Source organism: Micromonospora sp. NPDC005215, assembly GCF_040607915.1.
GTDB lineage: Bacteria > Actinomycetota > Actinomycetes > Mycobacteriales > Micromonosporaceae > Micromonospora.
The window spans coordinates 64,519-83,292 of sequence record NZ_JBEXHQ010000009.1 but is presented as its reverse complement, the minus strand read 5'-3'; the positions used below and the strand labels follow the sequence as shown (position 1 = coordinate 83,292).

Annotated in this window: 20 protein-coding genes; 6 read left to right on the top strand and 14 right to left on the bottom strand. The window is 71.1% G+C overall.

Annotation, left to right across the window (positions count from 1 at the left end):
- Nucleotides 1-148: 148 nt before the first annotated feature.
- A complete protein-coding gene (locus ABZU25_RS10065; protein WP_355028978.1) occupies nucleotides 149-670 on the top strand; it encodes a hypothetical protein in 522 nt (173 codons plus the stop codon).
- A gap of 57 nt (nucleotides 671-727) precedes the next feature.
- Here ABZU25_RS10065 and ABZU25_RS10060 read toward each other — a convergent pair whose 3' ends face one another.
- The 4 genes from ABZU25_RS10060 to ABZU25_RS10045 all read right to left on the bottom strand — a co-directional run bounded on the left by ABZU25_RS10060 (nucleotide 728) and on the right by ABZU25_RS10045 (nucleotide 3,901).
- Nucleotides 728-1,030, bottom strand: coding sequence for a MerR family transcriptional regulator (locus tag ABZU25_RS10060; RefSeq protein WP_355028977.1), 303 nt, complete (start codon nucleotides 1,028-1,030; stop codon nucleotides 728-730).
- 753 nt (nucleotides 1,031-1,783) lie between these two features.
- A complete protein-coding gene (locus ABZU25_RS10055) occupies nucleotides 1,784-2,182 on the bottom strand; it encodes a nuclear transport factor 2 family protein (RefSeq protein WP_355028976.1) in 399 nt (132 codons plus the stop codon).
- Between the two features lie 78 nt (nucleotides 2,183-2,260).
- On the bottom strand, nucleotides 2,261-2,752 hold the full coding sequence (locus ABZU25_RS10050; protein ID WP_355028975.1) for an STAS domain-containing protein: 492 nt from the start codon (nucleotides 2,750-2,752) through the stop codon (nucleotides 2,261-2,263).
- Between the two features lie 147 nt (nucleotides 2,753-2,899).
- Nucleotides 2,900-3,901, bottom strand: coding sequence for a hypothetical protein (locus ABZU25_RS10045; protein WP_355028974.1), 1,002 nt, complete (start codon nucleotides 3,899-3,901; stop codon nucleotides 2,900-2,902).
- A gap of 99 nt (nucleotides 3,902-4,000) precedes the next feature.
- Here ABZU25_RS10045 and ABZU25_RS10040 point away from each other — a divergent pair, with 99 nt between their 5' ends.
- The 5 genes from ABZU25_RS10040 to ABZU25_RS10020 all read left to right on the top strand — a co-directional run bounded on the left by ABZU25_RS10040 (nucleotide 4,001) and on the right by ABZU25_RS10020 (nucleotide 8,525).
- Nucleotides 4,001-4,471: a hypothetical protein gene (locus tag ABZU25_RS10040; protein WP_355028973.1), complete on the top strand. Its 471-nt coding sequence runs from the start codon at nucleotides 4,001-4,003 to the stop codon at nucleotides 4,469-4,471.
- A 199-nt stretch (nucleotides 4,472-4,670) separates the two neighbouring features.
- Nucleotides 4,671-5,846: an ATP-binding protein gene (locus ABZU25_RS10035; protein WP_355028972.1), complete on the top strand. Its 1,176-nt coding sequence runs from the start codon at nucleotides 4,671-4,673 to the stop codon at nucleotides 5,844-5,846.
- Between the two features lie 55 nt (nucleotides 5,847-5,901).
- On the top strand, nucleotides 5,902-7,044 hold the full coding sequence (locus ABZU25_RS10030; protein ID WP_355029037.1) for a hypothetical protein: 1,143 nt from the start codon (nucleotides 5,902-5,904) through the stop codon (nucleotides 7,042-7,044).
- Nucleotides 7,017-7,730, top strand: coding sequence for a response regulator transcription factor (locus ABZU25_RS10025; RefSeq protein ID WP_355028971.1), 714 nt, complete (start codon nucleotides 7,017-7,019; stop codon nucleotides 7,728-7,730). The genes ABZU25_RS10030 and ABZU25_RS10025 overlap by 28 nt, the downstream gene beginning before the upstream one ends.
- A 72-nt stretch (nucleotides 7,731-7,802) precedes the next feature.
- Nucleotides 7,803-8,525: a hypothetical protein gene (locus ABZU25_RS10020; RefSeq protein ID WP_355028970.1), complete on the top strand. Its 723-nt coding sequence runs from the start codon at nucleotides 7,803-7,805 to the stop codon at nucleotides 8,523-8,525.
- On the opposite strand, the gene ABZU25_RS10015 is transcribed toward ABZU25_RS10020, so the two are convergent.
- From ABZU25_RS10015 to ABZU25_RS09970, 10 genes are all read right to left on the bottom strand, one after another.
- Nucleotides 8,407-9,387, bottom strand: a complete 981-nt coding sequence (locus tag ABZU25_RS10015; protein WP_355028969.1) for a DJ-1/PfpI family protein — start codon at nucleotides 9,385-9,387, stop codon at nucleotides 8,407-8,409. The genes ABZU25_RS10020 and ABZU25_RS10015 overlap by 119 nt on opposite strands.
- Before the next feature lie 4 nt (nucleotides 9,388-9,391).
- Entirely contained in the window at nucleotides 9,392-10,000 is a 609-nt protein-coding gene (locus tag ABZU25_RS10010) for an isochorismatase family protein (RefSeq protein ID WP_355028968.1), read from the bottom strand.
- An 81-nt stretch (nucleotides 10,001-10,081) separates the two neighbouring features.
- Nucleotides 10,082-10,837: a lysophospholipid acyltransferase family protein gene (locus tag ABZU25_RS10005; protein WP_355028967.1), complete on the bottom strand. Its 756-nt coding sequence runs from the start codon at nucleotides 10,835-10,837 to the stop codon at nucleotides 10,082-10,084.
- An 84-nt stretch (nucleotides 10,838-10,921) separates the two neighbouring features.
- A complete protein-coding gene (locus ABZU25_RS10000; protein WP_355028966.1) occupies nucleotides 10,922-12,982 on the bottom strand; it encodes a glycogen debranching N-terminal domain-containing protein in 2,061 nt (686 codons plus the stop codon).
- On the bottom strand, nucleotides 12,982-13,353 hold the full coding sequence (locus ABZU25_RS09995) for an SCP2 sterol-binding domain-containing protein (protein WP_355028965.1): 372 nt from the start codon (nucleotides 13,351-13,353) through the stop codon (nucleotides 12,982-12,984). The genes ABZU25_RS10000 and ABZU25_RS09995 overlap by 1 nt, the downstream gene beginning before the upstream one ends.
- Before the next feature lie 336 nt (nucleotides 13,354-13,689).
- Complete coding sequence (locus tag ABZU25_RS09990; RefSeq protein ID WP_355028964.1) at nucleotides 13,690-14,106, bottom strand: CBS domain-containing protein; 417 nt, start codon at nucleotides 14,104-14,106, stop codon at nucleotides 13,690-13,692.
- Nucleotides 14,107-14,256: 150 nt separating this feature from the next.
- On the bottom strand, nucleotides 14,257-14,697 hold the full coding sequence (locus tag ABZU25_RS09985; RefSeq protein ID WP_355028963.1) for a PPOX class F420-dependent oxidoreductase: 441 nt from the start codon (nucleotides 14,695-14,697) through the stop codon (nucleotides 14,257-14,259).
- A gap of 197 nt (nucleotides 14,698-14,894) precedes the next feature.
- A complete protein-coding gene (locus ABZU25_RS09980; RefSeq protein ID WP_355028962.1) occupies nucleotides 14,895-15,920 on the bottom strand; it encodes an aspartate-semialdehyde dehydrogenase in 1,026 nt (341 codons plus the stop codon).
- Between the two features lie 179 nt (nucleotides 15,921-16,099).
- Nucleotides 16,100-17,437 carry a pitrilysin family protein gene (locus tag ABZU25_RS09975; RefSeq protein ID WP_355028961.1) on the bottom strand — a complete coding sequence of 446 codons (1,338 nt, stop codon included), beginning with the start codon at nucleotides 17,435-17,437 and terminating at the stop codon, nucleotides 16,100-16,102.
- Nucleotides 17,434-18,723, bottom strand: a complete 1,290-nt coding sequence (locus ABZU25_RS09970; protein ID WP_355028960.1) for a pitrilysin family protein — start codon at nucleotides 18,721-18,723, stop codon at nucleotides 17,434-17,436. Before ABZU25_RS09970 ends, ABZU25_RS09975 begins: the two co-directional genes overlap by 4 nt.
- Between the last annotated feature and the right edge of the window lie 51 nt (nucleotides 18,724-18,774).

The window sequence follows — 18,774 nt, the reverse complement described above, 5'->3', positions numbered from 1 at the left end:
TCTGTACGTGTTCAGGGTTGTCCAGCCTCTAGACGTCTAGCCACTGAACGTCTAGGAGCTGTACGTTTGGCATGGCCAGATCAAGGCGGCCCCCGACCAGCGATTGCGCCGCTGGCCGAGGGCCTTGATCGCCCTATGGAGGCGACCCGTGCGAACCCTACCCACCCTGCCCGTCTGCGGAGAGCCTGCGACGGTCCGCATCGAGTTGTGCACATCAGGATCCCTGGACGCCTGCGCGTACACCTGCGCCACCCACGTCCCACACCTGACCGCCGAGGTCGTCAAGGTAGGGCTGAGCGCCCACCCGGGAGGCATGGCAGCCGACGTGGAACGCCCCTGCGGGTACGTGCACGTCTTCCCGACTGGCAACCTTGCCGACCCGACTCACCCGCGCTGGTGCGACCGGGACGACTGCCAGCGCAGGGGTCAGCACCGCTCCGAGGCCAGCCACCTGGACACCAACCGGCCGGAGGCGTTCATCGTTGACGTTTGCCTGGTGCAAGCCACAAACCCTGCCGGCGAGCCGATGGTGAACCTGACCAGCGTGGAGGGCAACGCCGCAGCCTGCCTGGTCCTGTCGCTCAGGCAGACGAGGGTGTTGCGGTACCGGCTGGCTAACCTGCTCGACGCGACAAGCCCTGCCCGCAACAACGGCGGTCGGTGGTCGTAGCCCACCCCCACAGCATTCGAGGCCGCTTACCTTGGCACCTCGGCCCGGAGGGTGGGTTCAGCCCTGCTGGTAGCGCTCATTGCGTCGAAGGGCCTCTTCGAGTTGGTCCTCAAGAATGATGATCCGGCAGGCCGAGGCCATGTCGGTGCCCTGGTCGCACATCTCCCGGGCTCGCGCGGCAAGGCGCAGCTGATAGCGGGAGTAGCGGCGGTGTCCGCCACCGGAGCGCTGGGGGTCGATCAGTTTCGCGTCGCCGAGCCGACGCAGGAAGTCCTGCGAGCAGCCGAGGATCTCGGCGGCGCGGCCCATCGTGTAGGCGGGGTAGTCCTCGTCGTCGAGCATGTCGTCGGATTGGGTCATGAAACCTCCATCACGAGGGCCCCGGTGCTCGAAAGCACCGGGGCCCAAGGGTTGTGGGTCAGGAACACCATCTACCGACAGAACGTCGGTTTCTCTTGTCCGCACCGGCCGTCATTGACGGCATCGGGTGCGAGGATCGCATATGCGTGACCGGAGACCACCTCTCGTTCGATGGAAACTGCGGTGTCCGCGTCTAGCCCACGAATGCGGCTGACAGCGGGCGATCCAACGGTGTAATGCCCTCCCTTGCCTCTGATTTCCTCTGCCGTTCTCGTGCTGTCCGTCGGTGTCCGAGCCCCACGCGACTTCTTGGCCCTGACACGTACGACGAAACCTGCTTACCTCGGGTGAAGCCCTGAACCAGCGTCGGCCCCACCCGCTGTCACACCCGGTCGCGCATCACGCCCGGTTACTACTGACAACTTCTCGTGCGTACTACCCAACTGCGGCAGATTGCTGCCGCCGAACCGAGCGAGACCCACGAAATCCTGGCCCCACTCCTTCGCCCTCGTGCGGGGCGGTCACGTCAGCGTCTTTGCTTGCTCCGTTTCGACTCCAGGAACGTTAGCCGGTGTCGGCAAGGATGTCTAGCACTTCGCACATAGATTTTCTCTGAGCACGGCAGCAGCCCTCCACCTGCGGGAACGGGTGCTGGCCCTGACCGAAGGGCGCGGCACCCGGCGGGTCGCTGCCTCGCGGCGGACGGCTGCGCTGGCTGACCGTCCGGGCCCAACTGACTGCGGCCGTGGAGTGTCACCCGAACAGGTTGGCGGGCGGCAGGAATCGCCCCTCCTTGGCATGGGAGTAGTCGCGGGCCTCGATCACCAGGCCCTCGTCATCGAAGCGCAACAGGGTGCAGCCGGAGACGGTGAACGGCCGGTCGTTCGGGTAGGTGACCGCCCAGTATTCGACGCTTGCCGTGTCGCCGTCGACCTGCGGGTCGCCAAACCAGACCTCGGCTGGGCGGGTTTCCTCGTCGAAGCACTCCCGCAGGTACGCGCGGAGCCCCACACGCCCCCGGTACGGGCGGAACATCGACGCCCAGTGATCGCCGTCCTCGGCTTGCAGCCCGGCGATCCCGTCGATGTCCTTGGTGGGCCAACCGTGCGCCCACACGGTCGCCCACCGTCTGGCCGCATACCGTACATCCACGCTCGCCCCCCTCACGAGAATGCTTGCCCTCTTCTTCTACCAACAACCTCAGACATGTCGAGCTGGCAGGGCGACCGGTCACACGGATCTGCGGGCCTCGACCTCGTTCCGGCCGAAGAGCAGAGGCTCCACCCCGGTGATCCGCAACACGCGCAGTGTGACTCCGCTGGCGCCTCGGACCGAGAAGCGAGAGCCGACCTGCTCAGCCCGGTCCCGCGCCAGCAGAAGGGCGTGCACACCCGCGGCGCTGAAGAAGCCGACGCCGGTCAGGTCGCAACAGACTTCGGGATGGCTGTCGATCGCGTTGAACAGTGCCGTCGCCAGGCGCGGCGCGGTGTCCATGTCGACATACCCCACCGGGGCGACGACCATCCGGTCGGCGGAGATGGTCGCGGCCAGGTCCGTGGGCTCGGTGAAGCGGACCACGTGGAACGACAGCTCGGAAAGATCCACCTCAGGGGAGCCAGCCGCCTGGCGGATGGCGAGCGTCGCTGGCGTGACCTGTGCACGGGTGACTGCCGGCGGGGAACGATCGGAGTGGGTCTGAAGTAGCCAGGAACGCTCAGTCATACGAGAGCACGCCTCCTGTTGAGATTCGTAACAGGATGGGCGCGTGTCTTGACCCGTTCCCAACGGTAATGGGAACAGCCGTCGACCGCCAGTCGACCTGTGCGCCCACGCCGAACTCAGCCGGAGGTGCGCTGCCGTGCCACCGGCTCAGACGGGCCCCAGCAGGGCGGCCAGTGCGTCATCGCCCTGGCCGAGCTGCGCTCCACCCGTCGGTGGCGCGACCAGGAAGCGTCGGCAGCCGTCGAGTTCCACGTACCTGTCGGGTCCGCCAGCGCCGTCCAGCGGGCGCAGCACCGCGAAGCGCGACGCCGGGGTCTTACAGTCGGCCACCGCTCGACGGTTGGCCAGGCCCCGGAGCACGCCCGCCTGACGCTCGGGCGGCAGCGGCCCGCCGTACACGAAATCGCCAGCCGGTTTGCCGCCACCCTGTTGCGACGGGGGCACCTGGTAGACACAGAGGCGCAGCGGCCCGGCGGCCGGAGACGTGGCCGGCGCGGGGGGCCCGGGGCGCCCGTTGGTGGTCTCCACCCACACCAGGTCCGTCCACCGTTGCGCGCATCCGGCCGCCTCGGCCGCCGGGGATTCGACCTGCCCGACGGTACGGGTGGCCACCGTCGTCCAGGACAGCCCGGCCAGTGCGGCGCTCACCTCGGCGCGCGGCCTGCCGCAGACGTTCCTCGGCAGGTACGGCCGCAGCCAGCGCCCTTTGTCATCGAGCAGGGCCAACCAGGGCGGGATGACCATGTCGAGGGTGCAGGCGATCTCCCCGTCGGCCTGTTCGTTGGGCAGGCGCAGTGCGGCGAGCAGCGGTGCGATCTCCTCGGCTCGTCGTTCCGTGGCGGTCTGCTCCTGACCTCCGTTGGCGCCCGGCCGGATCTCCCGCCCGCACAGCAGGGCGGCTACCGGGGTGAACCCGGAGCCGATGCGCCCGATCGTCGGCTCGGGCGGGGTCGGTGTCGGTGTCGCCGTGTTCGGCACCGACAACACCGCGCCGGCCCCTGGTGCCGCTTTGGCGCAGGAGGTCCACGAATCGACGATCTGCGCCGGGCCGGGCTCGTCGCCCCCTCCCGGCTCGATGGTCGTGCCACCGCAGCCGCCCAGCGCCACGCCGAGCAGTGCGAACGCCAGTACCGTCCGAAACGAGCGCATCCGGCTCACCACCTTTCCACCCGAGGATGGGACGGACGACGGCCACCCTCGGTTCCGGCAGGACGGGAACCGGCACCCGCCGTCGGGCGTCACAGTGGGATGGACAGACTGCGTGCCGCGATCCTCAGCATGACCGCGTTGCTCGCCACGGTGGGGTGCACCGGCCCGGTGCCGAAGTCTCCGACGGCAGGCCGGACCGCACCGCTGAGCCCAGCGGCGCCCGCCGTGCGCCTTGTCGAGGAGGACAGCGCCGACCTGCACCTCTGGGTGAGCAACCAGTCGTTCGCGGACGACCCGGTCGTTCTCACTGTCAGCATCGACGGCACCGAGATCGTCGATCGGCACTTCGCGGTCGAGCACCAGCACAACTGGGTCCTGTTTCCGGTGCAGGTCCCACCGGGTCGCCATGTGGTGCGCGTCGTCTCGGGCACGGGAGTCGAGATCCAAAAGACCTTCACGATGCCCGAGGCCGAGCGCCAGTACGCGGCGGTCGACTACGGGAACGCCGTGGACGAGGGTGGGCGGCACGTCAACTGGCTGATCCGGTCCACCCCGATCGCGTTCGCCTGAGCGAGCGACGGCATGACGCGAGTGACTGGCAGATCTCCACGGCAATCGGTGGGACCTGCTGCAACCCCGCAGCACGCCGTGACGCATCGGCGATATCGCACGTACAGTGGGTTACGCTCACCGTAGCCCATGCTATTCTCCGATGTCGATTTCTGCCGCGCGGACCCCCACCGGGTCGTTGTCGGAAGGACACTTCCCGATGCCGGCCGTTGCCGCCCCCACCGTGCCGCCCACGCTGGACAATCCGGCTGGTGGCGCACTCGGCCTCATCTTCACCACCATCCCGGCGTTGCTGCGTCTGACCTGCGGTGTGGTCGGCGGGGCGGTGGCGCTGTCGGTGCAGGCCCCGCCGGTCGAGCCAGCCGTGTTGCTACCCGTGGTGGCCACGCTCACCGGCTGGTCCCTCTGGTACGCCTACCGGGCGATACGCCACGGCATCACCCCGAACCTGGTCGCCGCCGACGTCGCGCTCACCGCGGTGGCCTGCCTTCTGATTCCCGTGCTTGTCGCACCCGACGTGCTGCCCGGCGAGGGCAGTTGGATCGCCGTGCTGGCCAGCACCACGGTGATCAACGCACAGGCCACCGCCCCGGCGCGCTTGTCGATCCCGGCCGGGCTGCTCGTCACCGCCACCTACGCGACGGGCGCGCAGGCGGCCGGTAGTCCCACCGAGGCTCGGGCGCACGCGGCCACTCTGCTGGTGCAGACCGCCTGCACGGCGATGATGGCGGCGGTGATGCGTCGACGCATCGGTCGTGCCGACCGGGCATTCGTCGAGCACCAGCGGCTGACCCGGGAGACACTTCTCGCACGCGCCGCCCGCGACGCCGAACGCCAGCAGAACCGCGACCTGCACGACACAGTGCTCGGCACACTCACCATGGTGGGGCTCGGCGCGGTGGCCGGATCCTCGACCACCTTCCGCGACCGGTGCGGCGGGGACCTGCGTACCCTCGTGGCGCTCAGCGACGTCGGCCCGGTGGCCGGCGACGGCCCGGTGCCGCTGGACGAGCGGTTGCGGGCGGTGGCGGGCCGACTGCCCGAGCTTCCCGCGCACCTGGACCTGACGCCGTGCGCGGTTCCCGCCGGGGTGGCGGACGCGATCAGCGAGAGCGCCTACGCGGCGCTGTCCAACGTGGTCCGTCACGCGCCGGGCGCGCGGGTAACGCTGCGGCTGAGCCGAGACGCGATCGGCGTCGCGGCCGAGGTCGCCGACGACGGACCCGGCTTCGACCCGGCCACCGTCCCACCCCACCGGTACGGGTTGCGCGAGTCGATCCACGGGCGGATGGCCTCGATCGGCGGACGGGCCGAGGTGCGATCGGCACCCGGGGCTGGCACCCGGATCCGACTGGAGTGGCCCGGTGTCGGCTGATCTCGGCGCTCCGGCGCCCCCCACCGTCACGACCGAGTCCCCGGACCGGACCAGTGTGCCCGCACCCCGGGAGCCGGCGTCCACGGTGAGGCTCGCCGCGCCGGCTGCCGTGGCGCAGGCGTCCGACCGGGGTGCCCGGATCGCCGCCGTGGCCATCGCACTGGCCTGGCACGTCGCGATCGGGCTGCCGGCGGTGCTGGCCGCCCGCGCGGAGTTCACCGCGCCGACGGTGGTGCTCGGTGCCTGGGCGGTGGTCGCGGTGGCCGGCGCGGTGGCCGGAGCGCGGCTGCTGCGCGGCTCGCCGCTGCCGCCGTGGCCGCTGGCCGGGCTGCTGCTGACCGTCGACGTGGCCGTCTTCGCCGCGGTCGGCGAGGGGCAGTTGTTCACCGCCGCCAACTGGGTGTGGGGCACGCTCGGCTGGTTCTTCGTGCTGGCGCTCTGGGGCCGGCGGGTGGTGGGGCTGATCGCGCTGCTGAGCACGCACGCGGCGATCGCGCTGCTCGCCGTGCTCGGGCACGGCCCCGATCCGGCCGACGTGGCCCGCTACGTGATGTACGTCTACGGCACGTTCTCCCTCCCGGTGGCGGTGTTCGTGGGCGGCGCGACAGTCGTGAGCCTGGCTCGCGAGCGGGCCGCCGTCTCCGCTGCCGGCCACGTGTTGGCGGCGGAGCGCGATGCCGCCGAGCGTGGTCGTCAGGAACGCCGGGACCGGCTCGCCCTGGTCAGCTCCACAGCCGGGCGCGTGCTCGGGGAGTTGGCCGCCGGCCAGGCCGACCCGGACGACCCGGAGGTGCAGCGGCGCTGCGTGTTGGCCGCCGCCCGGCTGCGCCGGCTGATCGCCGAGTCCGACGACGTGCCCGACCCGCTGCTGCACGAGTTGCGGGCAGCCGCCGACCTCGCCGAACGCAGCGGCCTGCCGATCGACCTGGTCACCATCGGCACGCCTCCACCGCTGCCGGTGGAGATCCGACGTCGGCTGGCCGACCCGCTCACCGGCGTCCTCGCCGACGCCCGGGACTGGGCCCGGTTGACAGTGGTCTCCGGTCCGGACGAGGTGGTGGTCAGCCTGGTCACACCGGACCGGGAGGGTCCGGACGCCACCGGCCCACCCCCGGGGAAGCACGACGACGGGCAGGTGGAGCACCTCTACGAACGGGACGGAAGCATCAGATGGGCGCAGACCCAGTGGCGGCGGTGACCGGTGACCGGCCGATCGGGGTGGCCATCGTCGACGACCACCCGGTGGTGGTCGAGGGGGTCCGCGCCTGGCTCGCCACCGAGCCGCGGCTGACCGTACTGGCCACCGGGGACGACCCGGACGAGGTGCTGCGGACGGCGCCGGATGCCGACGTCGTCCTGCTCGACCTACGGCTGCACGGACGGATGGCGCTGGACAAGCTGGCCGAGCTGAGCGCCGCCGGGCGGCGGGTGGTGGTCTATTCGGAGCACACCGACCCGCCGACCATGCTCGCCGCCCTGGACGCCGGGGCGGTGGCGTTCCTGGCCAAGCACGAGGGCCGGGAGCACTGCGTGGCGACAGTGCTGGCCGCTGCGAGCGACCGCCCGTACGTGCCGCCCGCGCTGGCCGGGGCGATGGTCGGCGACCCACGGCCGGACCGGCCGATGCTGTCCGACAAGGAGCGTGAGGCGCTGCTGCTCTGGTTCCAGTCGATGTCCAAGGCGTCGGTGGCCCGCCGGATGCAGATCAGCGAGCACACCGTCAAGCAGTACGTCGACCGGGCACGGATCAAGTACACCCGGGCGGGGCGGCCAGCCGCCACGAAGTCGGCACTGCTCGCCCGCGCGATCGAGGACGGCCTCGTCCGCCCGGAGGAGATCGGCATCTACCGGTCACACGCGACACACGACCGGCCGACCCCCTAACAGGCGTCATGACAGCGCCCCTCCGATCCGCCAGGCTGCACGTACAAGCCAGCTGACCGGAAGGTAGTGACGATGCACGCCGACACGTCCCCCTTCTTCATCGGTCCCCACCGGTTCGATGCTCCGGATGACGACGTGGGGCCAACCCTGGATCGCCACTACAACCTGCGTCCGGCGCCCGGTGAGCGGGTGCTCGGGCGGCACCGGCTGATGGTCGCGGGCTACCTGCTCGGGCCGAGCGAGGCACGGCATCGCTGGCAGCTACCCGGGCCGGTCTCGGTTACGGTCACCGACCAGCGGATCTGCTGGGTGGGCGGCGGCGCGCAGCTGTCGCTTGTCGTCGACGGCACGCCCCGGGCACGGCCGCCCGCGCGGCTGAACGGCCTGATGAGCGGGCAGATCCGCTGGCAGTGGCCGTCCCGGTTGGAGTTGCCGGCGGCCGAGCGGGACGCGCCGACGCAGTTGTTGATCGTCTGCGACGCGTTGCGCACCATCCAGCAGCCGGCGCTGGCCCTGGGTGGGTCGTCCGCCGCGGTGGCGACGCTCGCCCGGCAGGTCCGCCGGGCGGTGGCCATGTTCCGGCTCACCCGCCCCCAACTGGTCGACCTCTCGGCTCAGGAGCGCGACGTGCTGCTGCTGCGGGCCGGCCCCGGCCTGCTCGCCGGGGACACCCGGGTCACGCTGCCCGGTTCGCTGCCGGTGGAGTTCCACTCCCGGGATGACTACTACCGCTCGGGGCCGGAGCCGACCCCGTGGGGCGGGCTCGCAGGCGGCGCAGCATCCGGGCATCGGTGAAGCCGACGGCCCGCGCCGCGGCTTCCACCGTCGCGCCGTGCCCGATCAGGTGCTCGGCCCGCTCCACCCGCAGCTGTTGCTGGTAGCCGAGTGGGGTGAGCCCGGTCAGCGCCCGGAACAGCCGGGTCAGCGTGCGTTCGGCCACGCCCCCGGCGGCGGCCAGCTCGGCAAGTGGCAGTGGCTCGGCGTACCGACCGTCGATCAGATCCTGCACCCGGTGCACGGAGTCGGACAGGTGGGATCGGTGCCGCATCAGCGCGCTGGCCTGCTGCTCGTGCCCGTTGCGGCGCGCGTAGACGACAAGGGTGCGGGCGATCTTCGCCGCGACCGCCGGGCCGTGCCGGGTGGCCACCAGGTGCAGCGCCACGTCGATGCCACTGGCGATGCCGGCCGAGGTGACCACCCGATCGTCGACCACGTACAGCACGTCGCGGATGACCCGGGCCTTCGGATGACGGCGGGCCAGGTCGTCCTGCACCTCGTGGTGGGTGGTGCACCGTCTGCCGTCGAGCAGCCCGGCACGCCCGAGGGCGTACGCGCCGGCGCAGACGCTGGCCACCGTGCCGCCCGCCACGTGTTGCTCGGCCAGTCGCCGCAGGTCGACGGGCGACACCGGCCCCTGGGGGCCGTGCGCCGCCGGCCGCCAACCCGGCACGATCACCAGGTCGTCCGGGGCCAGCTCGGGCCACCGGGTGTCGGCGACCAGCGGTACGCCCTGCACGGTGGGCACCTGGTCCCGCTCGGCGACGTAGTGCAGCTGATAGTCGTACCCGAGGTCCGCGGCGCTGGAGAAGACCTGGGCCGGCCCGGCGAGGTCCAGCAGGTGCAGCTGTGGGACCAGCAGGAACACGACCCGGGTCATCGGGTCAGCTCCGGGTGCCGGCGAAGGCTGCGCCGGTCACCTCGTCGACGGTGCGGATGGTCGCGAAGCGACCGGCCAACGCGTACTCGGTGCGGATGACGATCTCCTCGTTGGTCAGCGTGCGCGGGTCGGCGAGGATCTCCGCGACCGTGGCGGTCTCCGGCAGGTCCCAATGTGGGATGGGGAAGGTCAATGTGGCGTCGGTGACAAAGGTCATCCGGTAACCGAGGTCCGCGCCGACCCGGGTGGTGGTCTCCACGCACTGTTCGGTGCGGATGCCGCAGACCGTGATGTCGTGGATGCCGGCCCGGGTGAGCAGCTGTTGGAGATTGGTGGTGGTGAAGGCGTTGTGCGCGGTCTTGACCAGCGTCGGCTCGTCCCCGGCCGGCGCCAGCCCGTCGATCAGCCGCACGTGCCCGACGGCGGGGTCGAACAAGCCGCCCGTGCCGGGCTCGGAGTGCAGCACCCAGACCACCAGGTCGCCGCGCTCGCGGGCGGCGGCGACCAGCCGTTCGACCTGCCGGACCAGGTCGGGGTTGGAGCCGTACGCCCAGATCGGGCGCTGCCGGAAGGATTCCTGGACGTCGATCACGACGAGGGCTGCTCTGCTCATGTCTGAAGATCCTGACCGGACGGCGTCCGCTCCGGCAGACACCATCATGCCCGGGTGCGGAACGATCCGGTCAACTCGACGTCAGACGCTGGGCTCGCGTTGCTGCTCCTCGGCGGCGTCCAGGGCGGCGGCTTCCTCCGGCGTGGGGGCGCTGCCGCCCAGGTGCGCGGGCAGCCACCAGGTGTCGTCCGGGCCGGCCGGCGCGTCCGGGTAGTCCCGCTGGGCCCTGTCGACGAGCGCGCTGAGCCTGGTGTTCAGCTCGGCGGCCAGCAGGTTCGGGTCCGGGAAATCCGCCGGGTCGATCGGCTCACCGATCAGGATGGTGATCGGCGTGTGCCGGCGGGTGAGGGTGCGCGGGCGGCCCTTGGTCCAGAGCCGCTGGGTCCCCCACAGCGCGACAGGCAACACCGGGACCTTCGCCGAGCGGGCCATCCGGACCGTGCCGCTCTTCAACTCCTTGACGGTGAACGACTGGCTGATCGTCGCCTCCGGGAAGACGCCGACGATCTCGCCGCGCTTGAGGGCGGCGACGGCGGTGCGGAACGAGGCCGCGCCGGCGTCCCGGTCCACCTCGATGTGCCGCATCCCCCGCATCAGCGGGCCGGAGATCTTGTGCGTGAAGACCGACTTCTTGGCCATGAACCGAACCAGCCGACCCGACGCGTTCGCGCCCAGGCCGGCGAAGATGAAGTCGAGGTAGCTGATGTGGTTGCCGGCCAGCACCGCCCCGCCGGTACGAGGCACGTGGTGGGCGCCCTCGATGGTGATCTTCAGATCGAGGAGACGGAACATCGTCTTGGCAGCGGCGATAACGGGCGGGTACACGAGCTCCGGCATCCGCAGAATCTACCCTGCGAGGCTGGGTGGCGAACCGGCGGCGGCGCAGGTGGCGCGCCGCCGCCGGCTCGGCGGTCGGGTCGGTCAGTCGCCGAGGTTGTCCAGGTCCAGTCGGCCCCGGGCGAACGCGTCCACCCGGCCCCAGCGACCCGGGATGTCCAGCACCTCGATGCGACCCATGCCCACCGGCAGTCGTGGTTCGACCGCCAGGTGGCCCTCGTGCGGCTCCAGACCGAGCATGGTGCGCAGCAGCAGCAGCGGCGTACCTGTCGACCAGGCCTGCGGGCTGCACGCTGTCGGGTACTCCACCGGGAACTTGGTGAGGTCCCGCGGGTAGCCGCCGAACGCCTCCGGCAACCGGCCGTCGAAGTACGTGGCCGCGTCCAGGATGCCGCTGGCGATGGTGGCGGCCTCCTCGGCGAAGCCGTACCGGCGCAGACCCCAGGCGATGAACGAGTTGTCGAACGGCCAGATCGTGCCGTTGTGGTAACCGATGGGGTTGTACCGGACCTCACCCTCGGCGAGCGTCCGCACCCCCCAACCGGTGAAGAGCCGCGATCCCACCAGGTGCTGGGCGATCTTCTCCGCCCGCTCGGGTTCGACGATCCCACTCCACAGCAGGTGGCCGATGTTGGAGCTGAGGATGTCGCACTGGCGGCCGTCCGGGTCCAGGGCCAGGGCGTAGAACTCGCCGTCGGCCACCCACCAGTCCCGGTTGAACCGCTCCTTCAGCGCCGCCGCCTCCCGCTCCAACTCGTCGGCGAACTCCGGGTCACCCCAGAACTCGCGAGCCATCCGGGCCGCGCGGATCTTCGCGTCGTACGCGTACCCCTGCACCTCGCAGGTGGCCCGCGGGAACGGCGGCAGCGTGCCGTCGGAGTAGGAGATCGAGTCCCAGGAGTCCTTCCAGCACTGGTTCTCCAGGCCGGTGTCCGTGTTGCGCCGTTCGTACCAGATGTAGCCGTTGCCGACCAGGTCGGCGTAGTTGTCGATCCACCGCAGCGCCGCGCGGGCCTCCTGCTCCAACTCCTTGACCAGCGCGACGTCCCCGGTCCACCGCTCGTACTCGTCGAGCAGCACGACGAACAGCGGCGTCGCGTCGACCGAGCCGTAGTACGGCGAGTGCGGCTGCTCCTCGAAGGCCGCGGTCTCGCCATACCGCATCTCGTGCAGGATGCGCCCCGGATCCTCGTCCCGGAAGTCGTCGAACCGGCTGCCCTGCAACGAGGCGAGGATGCGCAGCGTCGTCTTCGACAACTGCGGGGTGAACGGCAGCGTCTGCAGGCAGGTGAGAATGCTGTCCCGGCCGAACATGGTCATGAACCAGGGCAGGCCGGCGGCCGGCAGGGTGGCGCCGCCCAGCGACAGGGGCGAGAAGCGCAGCGCGGCCAGGTCGATCAGGCTGCGCCGGTAGGTGCTGGCCACCCGGCCGTGCTCACTGTTGACCTTCGGGGCGTCGGCGATCCACTGCTCCAGGTCGTGCTGGAGGGCGAGCCGCTCGTTGCCGTGCACGCGCAGCCCGAACCGCAGGTCCCGGCCACCAGGACCGACCGCGTGGGTCCGGACGTCGATCGAGGCCTCCCACTGCTCGTTCGGTTCCAGGTGAACGGTGTACGCGAAACCCTCACTGTCGTACCGGGCCGACATCGACGAGGAGATCACCGTCTCCCGCCGGAAGTTGCCCCGCCGGTAGCCCAGCCGGAGCCGGTCCGACTCGACCTCGGTGTAGATCTCGCCCTTCTTGTTGAGGATCTCGTCCTTGACCTGGAACAGGTCGGCGAAGTCCGACGCCGCGTCCATCCGGACTTCCAGATCGACCGGCTTCTCGTCGTGGTTCAGGATGGTCAGCTGCTCCCGGAAGCTGCCGCCCACCATCCGCTCGCGGATGATCGACAGCTTCGCGTCGATGTAGTGCGTGGCCATCCCCGGGACGAGGAAGAACCGGGACTCGAAGTACTGGAGATCGTCGTAGGAGAGCGAGTTGAGCCGCTCACCGTTGACGGTCAGCACCCAGGTGGACAGAAACCGGGTGTCGATGGAGAAGAGCCCGGTCGGCTCGCTCGGAGTCGCCTCGATGTCGCCGGTGTCCTCGCAGACGACGAACGTGTTGCCGTCCAGGATCCGGATCGTGTTGGACTGCCCCATCAGTACCCCTCCCCCACGAAGCGTCGACGGGGCCCCCGGGCGTCCGGCGAACTCGGGAAGATCCGCTCCACCTGCACCACCAGCCGAGCGTCACCGGTCACCGTCATGTCCCCGCGCAACAGCGCGGCGAGGCCGTGCTCGCGACCCGCGGCGATGTCGTCGAAGAGGACGGGGCTGGCAGCGATGACCGTGTCGGCCTCCCGGTCCTCCTGGCTCACGTTGAGCCGGCCGCTGTCGATTCTCAGCAGCCAGTGCCGGGTCTGCGCCCCCTCCTGCAGGTCGATACGCAGTGTCCCGGAGGTCTTCGCCAGCAGGGGTTCGTACCCCCGCCGGTCCAGGTCCTCGAAGAACCTCGTGGTCGCGTCCACCATCGGGTCCACTCCTCCCAGTTGCCGGGCCCGGGATCCCGTACCGCGCTCGCGTCGCGTGGCCGGCCGGCGTTGCACGTCCCCGCACGGGTCCCCGCCAACCCCCCGACCAACCTCGCCCAAATCGGGTGACCCCCACCCCCACCCCCACCCCCACTCCCACCCCTCCCCTCCCCCGCTCCCAGCTCGGTGATCAAGAGGTTGGCGTCACCGCTTGCGGCGTGTCGTGACGCGAACCTCTTGATCACCGAGCTGGCGGCGGGGGGAGGGAGTGGAGGGGAGGGCAGCGCAGCGCCGGCCCTCCCGCGGGGGGAGGGCCGGCGTGTTCGCGGCGGACGGTCAGTTGTTCGGGTCGTCGGCGCTGATGTCCGCGAGCACCGACTGCGGTTCGCGCTCGACCGCGAGGTCACCCATCGAGATCAGGCCTACCAGGCGCCCGTCGTCGATCACCGGAAGCCGGCGTACGGCGTACGTGCGCATCAGGTCCGCGGCGGCCACCACGTCGTCGTACTGACTCACGGTGATCACATCGCGGGTGGTGATCTGGCTCAGTTGGGTCGAGCCCGGATCCATGTTCTCCGCTACACCACGCACCGTGATGTCCCGGTCCGTGACGATGCCGACCACGCTGTCGCCGTCGGTCACCACCACGTCACCAATCGCACTGTCGCGCATCTCCTGCGCGGCTGCGATGAGTGTCTCGTTGCCGTCCATCGTCACCAACCGGGTCGTCATGAACTCTCCGACCGTTGTCATGGTGCTCCCCTCTCGGTGTCGGCACGGCCCGTCTACCCGCCGCCCGGGAGGGGGTAACGCAGACCGCCGGTGGCTATCCGTGGGGGTGCCGCAGGCGCCGCAATTCGTACCGGCCGCTGCTGGTCGGCGAGTGACGACACGACGAGCGCGTCAGCTCCGGGGCGGCATCCCGTAGACCCGCTCCACGTGCAGCCGCAACACCAGCCGCCCCTCGTCGACCATGGCCCGGCGGTACTCGTCCCAGTCCGGGTGCTCGCCACGGAGCGACCGGTAGAGCGCCACCAGCTCCTCCACCGTCTCGTCGCCGGGCTCGACGGCTGGCGCGGTCAGCTCGGCGCGGCCCTCGACCACCGCGTACGCCCAGCCGTCCTCGCTGCTGACGTGGAAGCTGGCGCGCGGGTCCCGGCGCAGGTTCGCGGTCTTGGCCCGGCCGCCGGTGACCGAGACCCGGATCAGGCCGGCGTCCCGGTCGAAGGAGTAGACCACTGTGGACAGCTGTGGCCGTCCGTCCCGTTTGATCGTCGCCAGCACCCCCATCGAACGGCCGGAGATCAGGTCGGTCAACGCCTGCTGGGTGCGGTCATCCGGCACGGTTTCCTCCTCCAGGTTCGGTTTCGTCCCATCCAAGCACGCCCGCCCGACCGCCGCGTCGCTCGGACGCGACCGAGCCCCCGCCCGACCGACCGCCGCATCGCCCGGACGCAACCGAGCCCGCCCGACCGCCGCGTCGCTCGGACGCGACCGAGCCCCCGCCGGTCGTCGGCGAGGGCTCGGGGCGACCGCGACGGTCAGCGACGCTCGGCGGCGACCAGCTCGGCGAGCTGCACCGCGTTGAGCGCGGCACCCTTGCGCAGGTTGTCGTTGGAGCAGAACAGGGCCAGCCCGTACTGCGCGGTCTCGTCGGCGCGGATCCGGCCGACGTAGGTCGGGTCCTGCCCGGCGGCCTGCAACGGCGTCGGCACGTCGGTCAGCGCCACCCCGGGCGCGTCGGCCAGCAACTCGTGGGCACGCTGCGGGGTGAGCGGCCGGGCGAACCGGGCGTTGATCTGCAGCGAGTGGCCGGTGAAGACCGGCACCCGGACGCAGGTCCCGGAGACCAGCAGGTCAGGGATCTCCAGGATCTTGCGGCTCTCGTTGCGCAGCTTCTGTTCCTCGTCGGTCTCGAACGAGCCGTCGTCGACGATCGAACCGGCCAGCGGGAGGACGTTGAAGGCGATCGGCTCGGCGAACGAGCGCGGCGCGGGGAACTCCACTGCCGACCCGTCGAAGGCCAGCCCGGCGGCGTGCTCGGCGACCTTGCGGACCTGCTCGTCCAGCTCGGCGACGCCGGCCAGCCCGGCACCCGAGACCGCCTGGTAGGTGGAGACGACCAGGCCAACCAGGCCCGCCTCGGCGTGCAGCGGGCGCAGCACCGGCATCGCGGCCATCGTGGTGCAGTTGGGGTTGGCGATGATGCCCTTCGGGCGGTCGAGGGCCGCGTGCGGATTGACCTCGGCGACCACGAGCGGCACCTGCGGGTCCATCCGGAACGCGGAGGAATTGTCGATCACCACGGCGCCGGCCTCGGCGACCCGGGGGGCCAACTCGCGGGCGGTGCCCTTTCCGGCCGAGAAGAGCACGATGTCCAGCCCGGAGTAGTCCGCGGTCGCGGCGTCCTCGACTGTCACCTCACCGTCGCGCCACGGCAGCGCGCGCCCGGCGGACCGCGCCGAGGCGAACAACCGCACCTGCTCCGCCGGGAACTCCCGCTCCGCCAGCACCTGCCGCATCACGCCACCGACCTGGCCGGTGGCCCCCACAATGCCGATCCTCATGCCCGCGAGGCTACCCAGCCCACCCCCGAACGCGGGAGCCCTTTCCCACCCCCCGGCCGCACATCACACCCGCCCCACCCCCGCGCCCACCCAATGCGGTTGATCAAGAGGTTTGCGTCAGGAACCATGCTTCGGATGACGCGAACCCCTTGATCACCGAGGTGGTCAAGGGGTGGGGGTCAGGGGAGCAGGTCGCCGAGGGCCGCCGCGGTCAGGTCGTCGCGGATGACGGCGGCGTCGCCTTCGATGACCAGGGTCAGCGCGTCCGGGTGCAGGTGGGTGGCCGCCGCCGCGGAGACCTGGTCCACGTCCGCGGCGAGCAGCGACTCACGCAGCCGAGCGTGGTAGTCGTCCGGCAGGTCGTGCACCACCAGCGTGGTCAACGCGGACGCGATCGCGCGAGGGCTCTGCAACTCGACCGAGAGTTGCCCGGCCCGCCAGGACCGGGCCACCGCCAGCTCGTCCTCGGTCACCCCACCGGCCCGGGTACGGCTGATCTCACCCACCGCCTCGACCAGGGCCGGCACGGTGACCGCGGTCTGCACCCCGGAGCTGACCCCGAACCGACCGAAACGGCGGGACGAGGCGAAGTCACCCCGGACGCCGTAGGTGTAGCCGTGCACCTCGCGCAGCAGGTGGTTGAGGCGGGAGGTGAACGCCCCGCCGAGGACTGTGCCGGCGAGCGTCATCGGCACGTGGTCGGGGTGCGCCCGGTGCGGCGACGGGTGGCCCAGCCGCAGCGTGGACTGCACCGAACCGGGCCGGTCCACCAGGATGATCCGCCGTCCGGCGTGCAGCGGCACCTCGATCGGACCACCCCGCTCGGCCGGGCCGCCACCGGTGCCGGCGAACGCCGCGGCGGCCAGCGCGTCCAGGTCGATCCGGTCCAGGTCGCCGGCGACGATCAGGGTGCCGGGACGCAGGAACCACTCGGAGTGGAAGACCGTCACGTCCTCCACGTCCAGTCCGGCGACCGAATCCGGGTCACCGTACATCGGCCGGCCCCAGCGGTTCTGGGCGCCGAACAGGTCACCGCGCAACGCGGCGTCGGCGCGAGGGCCCGGGTTGGCCCAGTCCATCCGCAGCGCGGTCGCCTCGTCGTCCCGGACCCGGCGTACGTCGGCGGGGTCGAGCCTGGGCGTCCGGACCGCTTCGGCGAGCAACTCCACAGCGGCGCTGAGCCGGTCCACCGGGATCACCACGCTGGCCTGGAACGAGTCCCAGTCCAGCCCGGTCGACAACGCGGTGCCCAACCCCTCGACGGCGAGCGCGTACGCGGCGGCGTCCCGCTGCGCGGTCCCCTCCTCCAACGCCTTGGCCAGCACGCCGGACAGGCCCTCCTTGCCGACCGGCTCCTGGCCCGCGCCCACGTCGAGCAGCAGCAGGGCCACGGCGAGGTTCTGCCCGGGCAGATGCGCGGCGACGACCTGACCACCGGCCACGGTGCGGCGAACCACCGGCGGGAACCGGTACGGGCGGGCGGCGCCCGGGCCGGGGCGGTCGGCGATCAGCGTCATGAGGTCTCCTCGGGCAGGTAGGTCAGCAGCACCCGGTCGGTGGCGAGCACCTCGGCGGCGGCCGCGGCGATCTGCTCGGCGGTGACCGCGAGCAGGCCCGGCAACTGGTCGGCGACGCGGGCCGGGTCACCGAACTGCGTGGCGTACCGGCCGAGCAGGTCCGCGCGACCATCCACCGTGGACAACTGACGCCACCACCCGGTGCTGAGCATCGCCTTGGCCCGATCCAGCTCGGCGGCGGTGACCGGCACGGTGACCAACTCGTCGACGACCTCGGCCAGCCCTTCGGCCAGTCGCTCGGCGCTCACTCCGGGCCGGGCGGTGGCGGTGGCGATCAGTGGCGCCGGGGCGTGCGCGAGGTCCACCCCGTACGCCCCGACCAGGTCCGGTTGGGCGAGCCGTTCACCGTCGGCGAGTCGCTGGTAGAGCCGGCTGCCCCGCCCACTGCCGAGGACGGTGGCGAGCACGGTGACCACGTGGTATTCCGGGCTGCCGAACGGGTAGGTGCGGTGGGCGACGTACACCCTTGGCGCCGGTACGTCGGCGCTGACCGACTCGACTGCCGTCTGCCCGGTGGCCGGGACGTCGCGCCCGTCCGGGGCGGCCGGGATGTCGTCGCGTGCCGGTAGCGCGCCGAAGTACTTGTCGGCGAGCGCGAACACGTCGGACGCGGTGGTGTCGCCGACCACTGTGAGCACCGCGTTGTTTGGCGCGTAGTAGGTCTGGTGGAACGCCTGGAAGGTGGCGAGGTCGGCGGCGTTCAGGTCGGCCATCGAGCCGATCGTCGCGTGATGGTACGGGTGCCCCGGGGGGTAGAGCAGCGGCAGCAGACGCAGCCAGGCGTCCCCGTACGGGACGTTCTCGTAGCGCTGCCGGCGCTCGTTCTTGACCACGTCCCGTTGGTTGTCCAGCGTCTCCTGGGTGAGGGCGGGGACCAGGCCGCCCATCCGGTCGGCCTCCAACCAGAGCGCCAACTCCAGGTGCTCGGCCGGGACCGTCTCGAAGTAGTTGGTCCGGTCCGGGTTGGTGGTGGCGTTGAGCGAGCCGCCGGAGCCCTGGATCAGCTTCATGTGCTCGGTCTTCGCCACGTTCACCGAGCCCTCGAACATCAGATGCTCGAAGAGGTGGGCGAACCCGGTCTGCCCGGTCGGCTCGTGCCGGGAGCCGACGTCGTACCAGAGGTTGACGGCCACGGCGGGCGCGGTGCGGTCCTCACTCACCACCACGCGTAGGCCGTTGTCCAGTCGGGACGTCTCGATGGGCCAGGGGTAACCGCTGTCGGGCATGCCCCGACGCTATCCGATCTCGCAGGCGGAAAGGTGACGTGTGGTCGGTCG

Bases quoted from the DNA above. Each gene is read 5' to 3' on its own strand.
- ABZU25_RS09995 (WP_355028965.1), bottom strand. From the start codon at position 13,353: ATGGTGGACGCGACCACGAGGTTCTTCGAGGACCTGGACCGGCGGGGG.
- ABZU25_RS10050 (WP_355028975.1), bottom strand. From the start codon at position 2,752: ATGACTGAGCGTTCCTGGCTACTTCAGACCCACTCCGATCGTTCCCCG.
- ABZU25_RS10020 (WP_355028970.1), top strand. From the start codon at position 7,803: ATGCACGCCGACACGTCCCCCTTCTTCATCGGTCCCCACCGGTTCGAT.
- ABZU25_RS10015 (WP_355028969.1), bottom strand. From the start codon at position 9,387: ATGACCCGGGTCGTGTTCCTGCTGGTCCCACAGCTGCACCTGCTGGAC.
- ABZU25_RS10010 (WP_355028968.1), bottom strand. From the start codon at position 10,000: ATGAGCAGAGCAGCCCTCGTCGTGATCGACGTCCAGGAATCCTTCCGG.
- ABZU25_RS10045 (WP_355028974.1), bottom strand. From the start codon at position 3,901: ATGCGCTCGTTTCGGACGGTACTGGCGTTCGCACTGCTCGGCGTGGCG.
- ABZU25_RS09990 (WP_355028964.1), bottom strand. From the start codon at position 14,106: ATGACAACGGTCGGAGAGTTCATGACGACCCGGTTGGTGACGATGGAC.
- ABZU25_RS09980 (WP_355028962.1), bottom strand. From the start codon at position 15,920: ATGAGGATCGGCATTGTGGGGGCCACCGGCCAGGTCGGTGGCGTGATG.
- ABZU25_RS09975 (WP_355028961.1), bottom strand. From the start codon at position 17,437: ATGACGCTGATCGCCGACCGCCCCGGCCCGGGCGCCGCCCGCCCGTAC.
- ABZU25_RS09970 (WP_355028960.1), bottom strand. From the start codon at position 18,723: ATGCCCGACAGCGGTTACCCCTGGCCCATCGAGACGTCCCGACTGGAC.
- ABZU25_RS10005 (WP_355028967.1), bottom strand. From the start codon at position 10,837: ATGCCGGAGCTCGTGTACCCGCCCGTTATCGCCGCTGCCAAGACGATG.
- ABZU25_RS10060 (WP_355028977.1), bottom strand. From the start codon at position 1,030: ATGACCCAATCCGACGACATGCTCGACGACGAGGACTACCCCGCCTAC.
- ABZU25_RS10025 (WP_355028971.1), top strand. From the start codon at position 7,017: ATGGGCGCAGACCCAGTGGCGGCGGTGACCGGTGACCGGCCGATCGGG.
- ABZU25_RS10035 (WP_355028972.1), top strand. From the start codon at position 4,671: ATGCCGGCCGTTGCCGCCCCCACCGTGCCGCCCACGCTGGACAATCCG.
- ABZU25_RS10040 (WP_355028973.1), top strand. From the start codon at position 4,001: ATGGACAGACTGCGTGCCGCGATCCTCAGCATGACCGCGTTGCTCGCC.
- ABZU25_RS10000 (WP_355028966.1), bottom strand. From the start codon at position 12,982: ATGGGGCAGTCCAACACGATCCGGATCCTGGACGGCAACACGTTCGTC.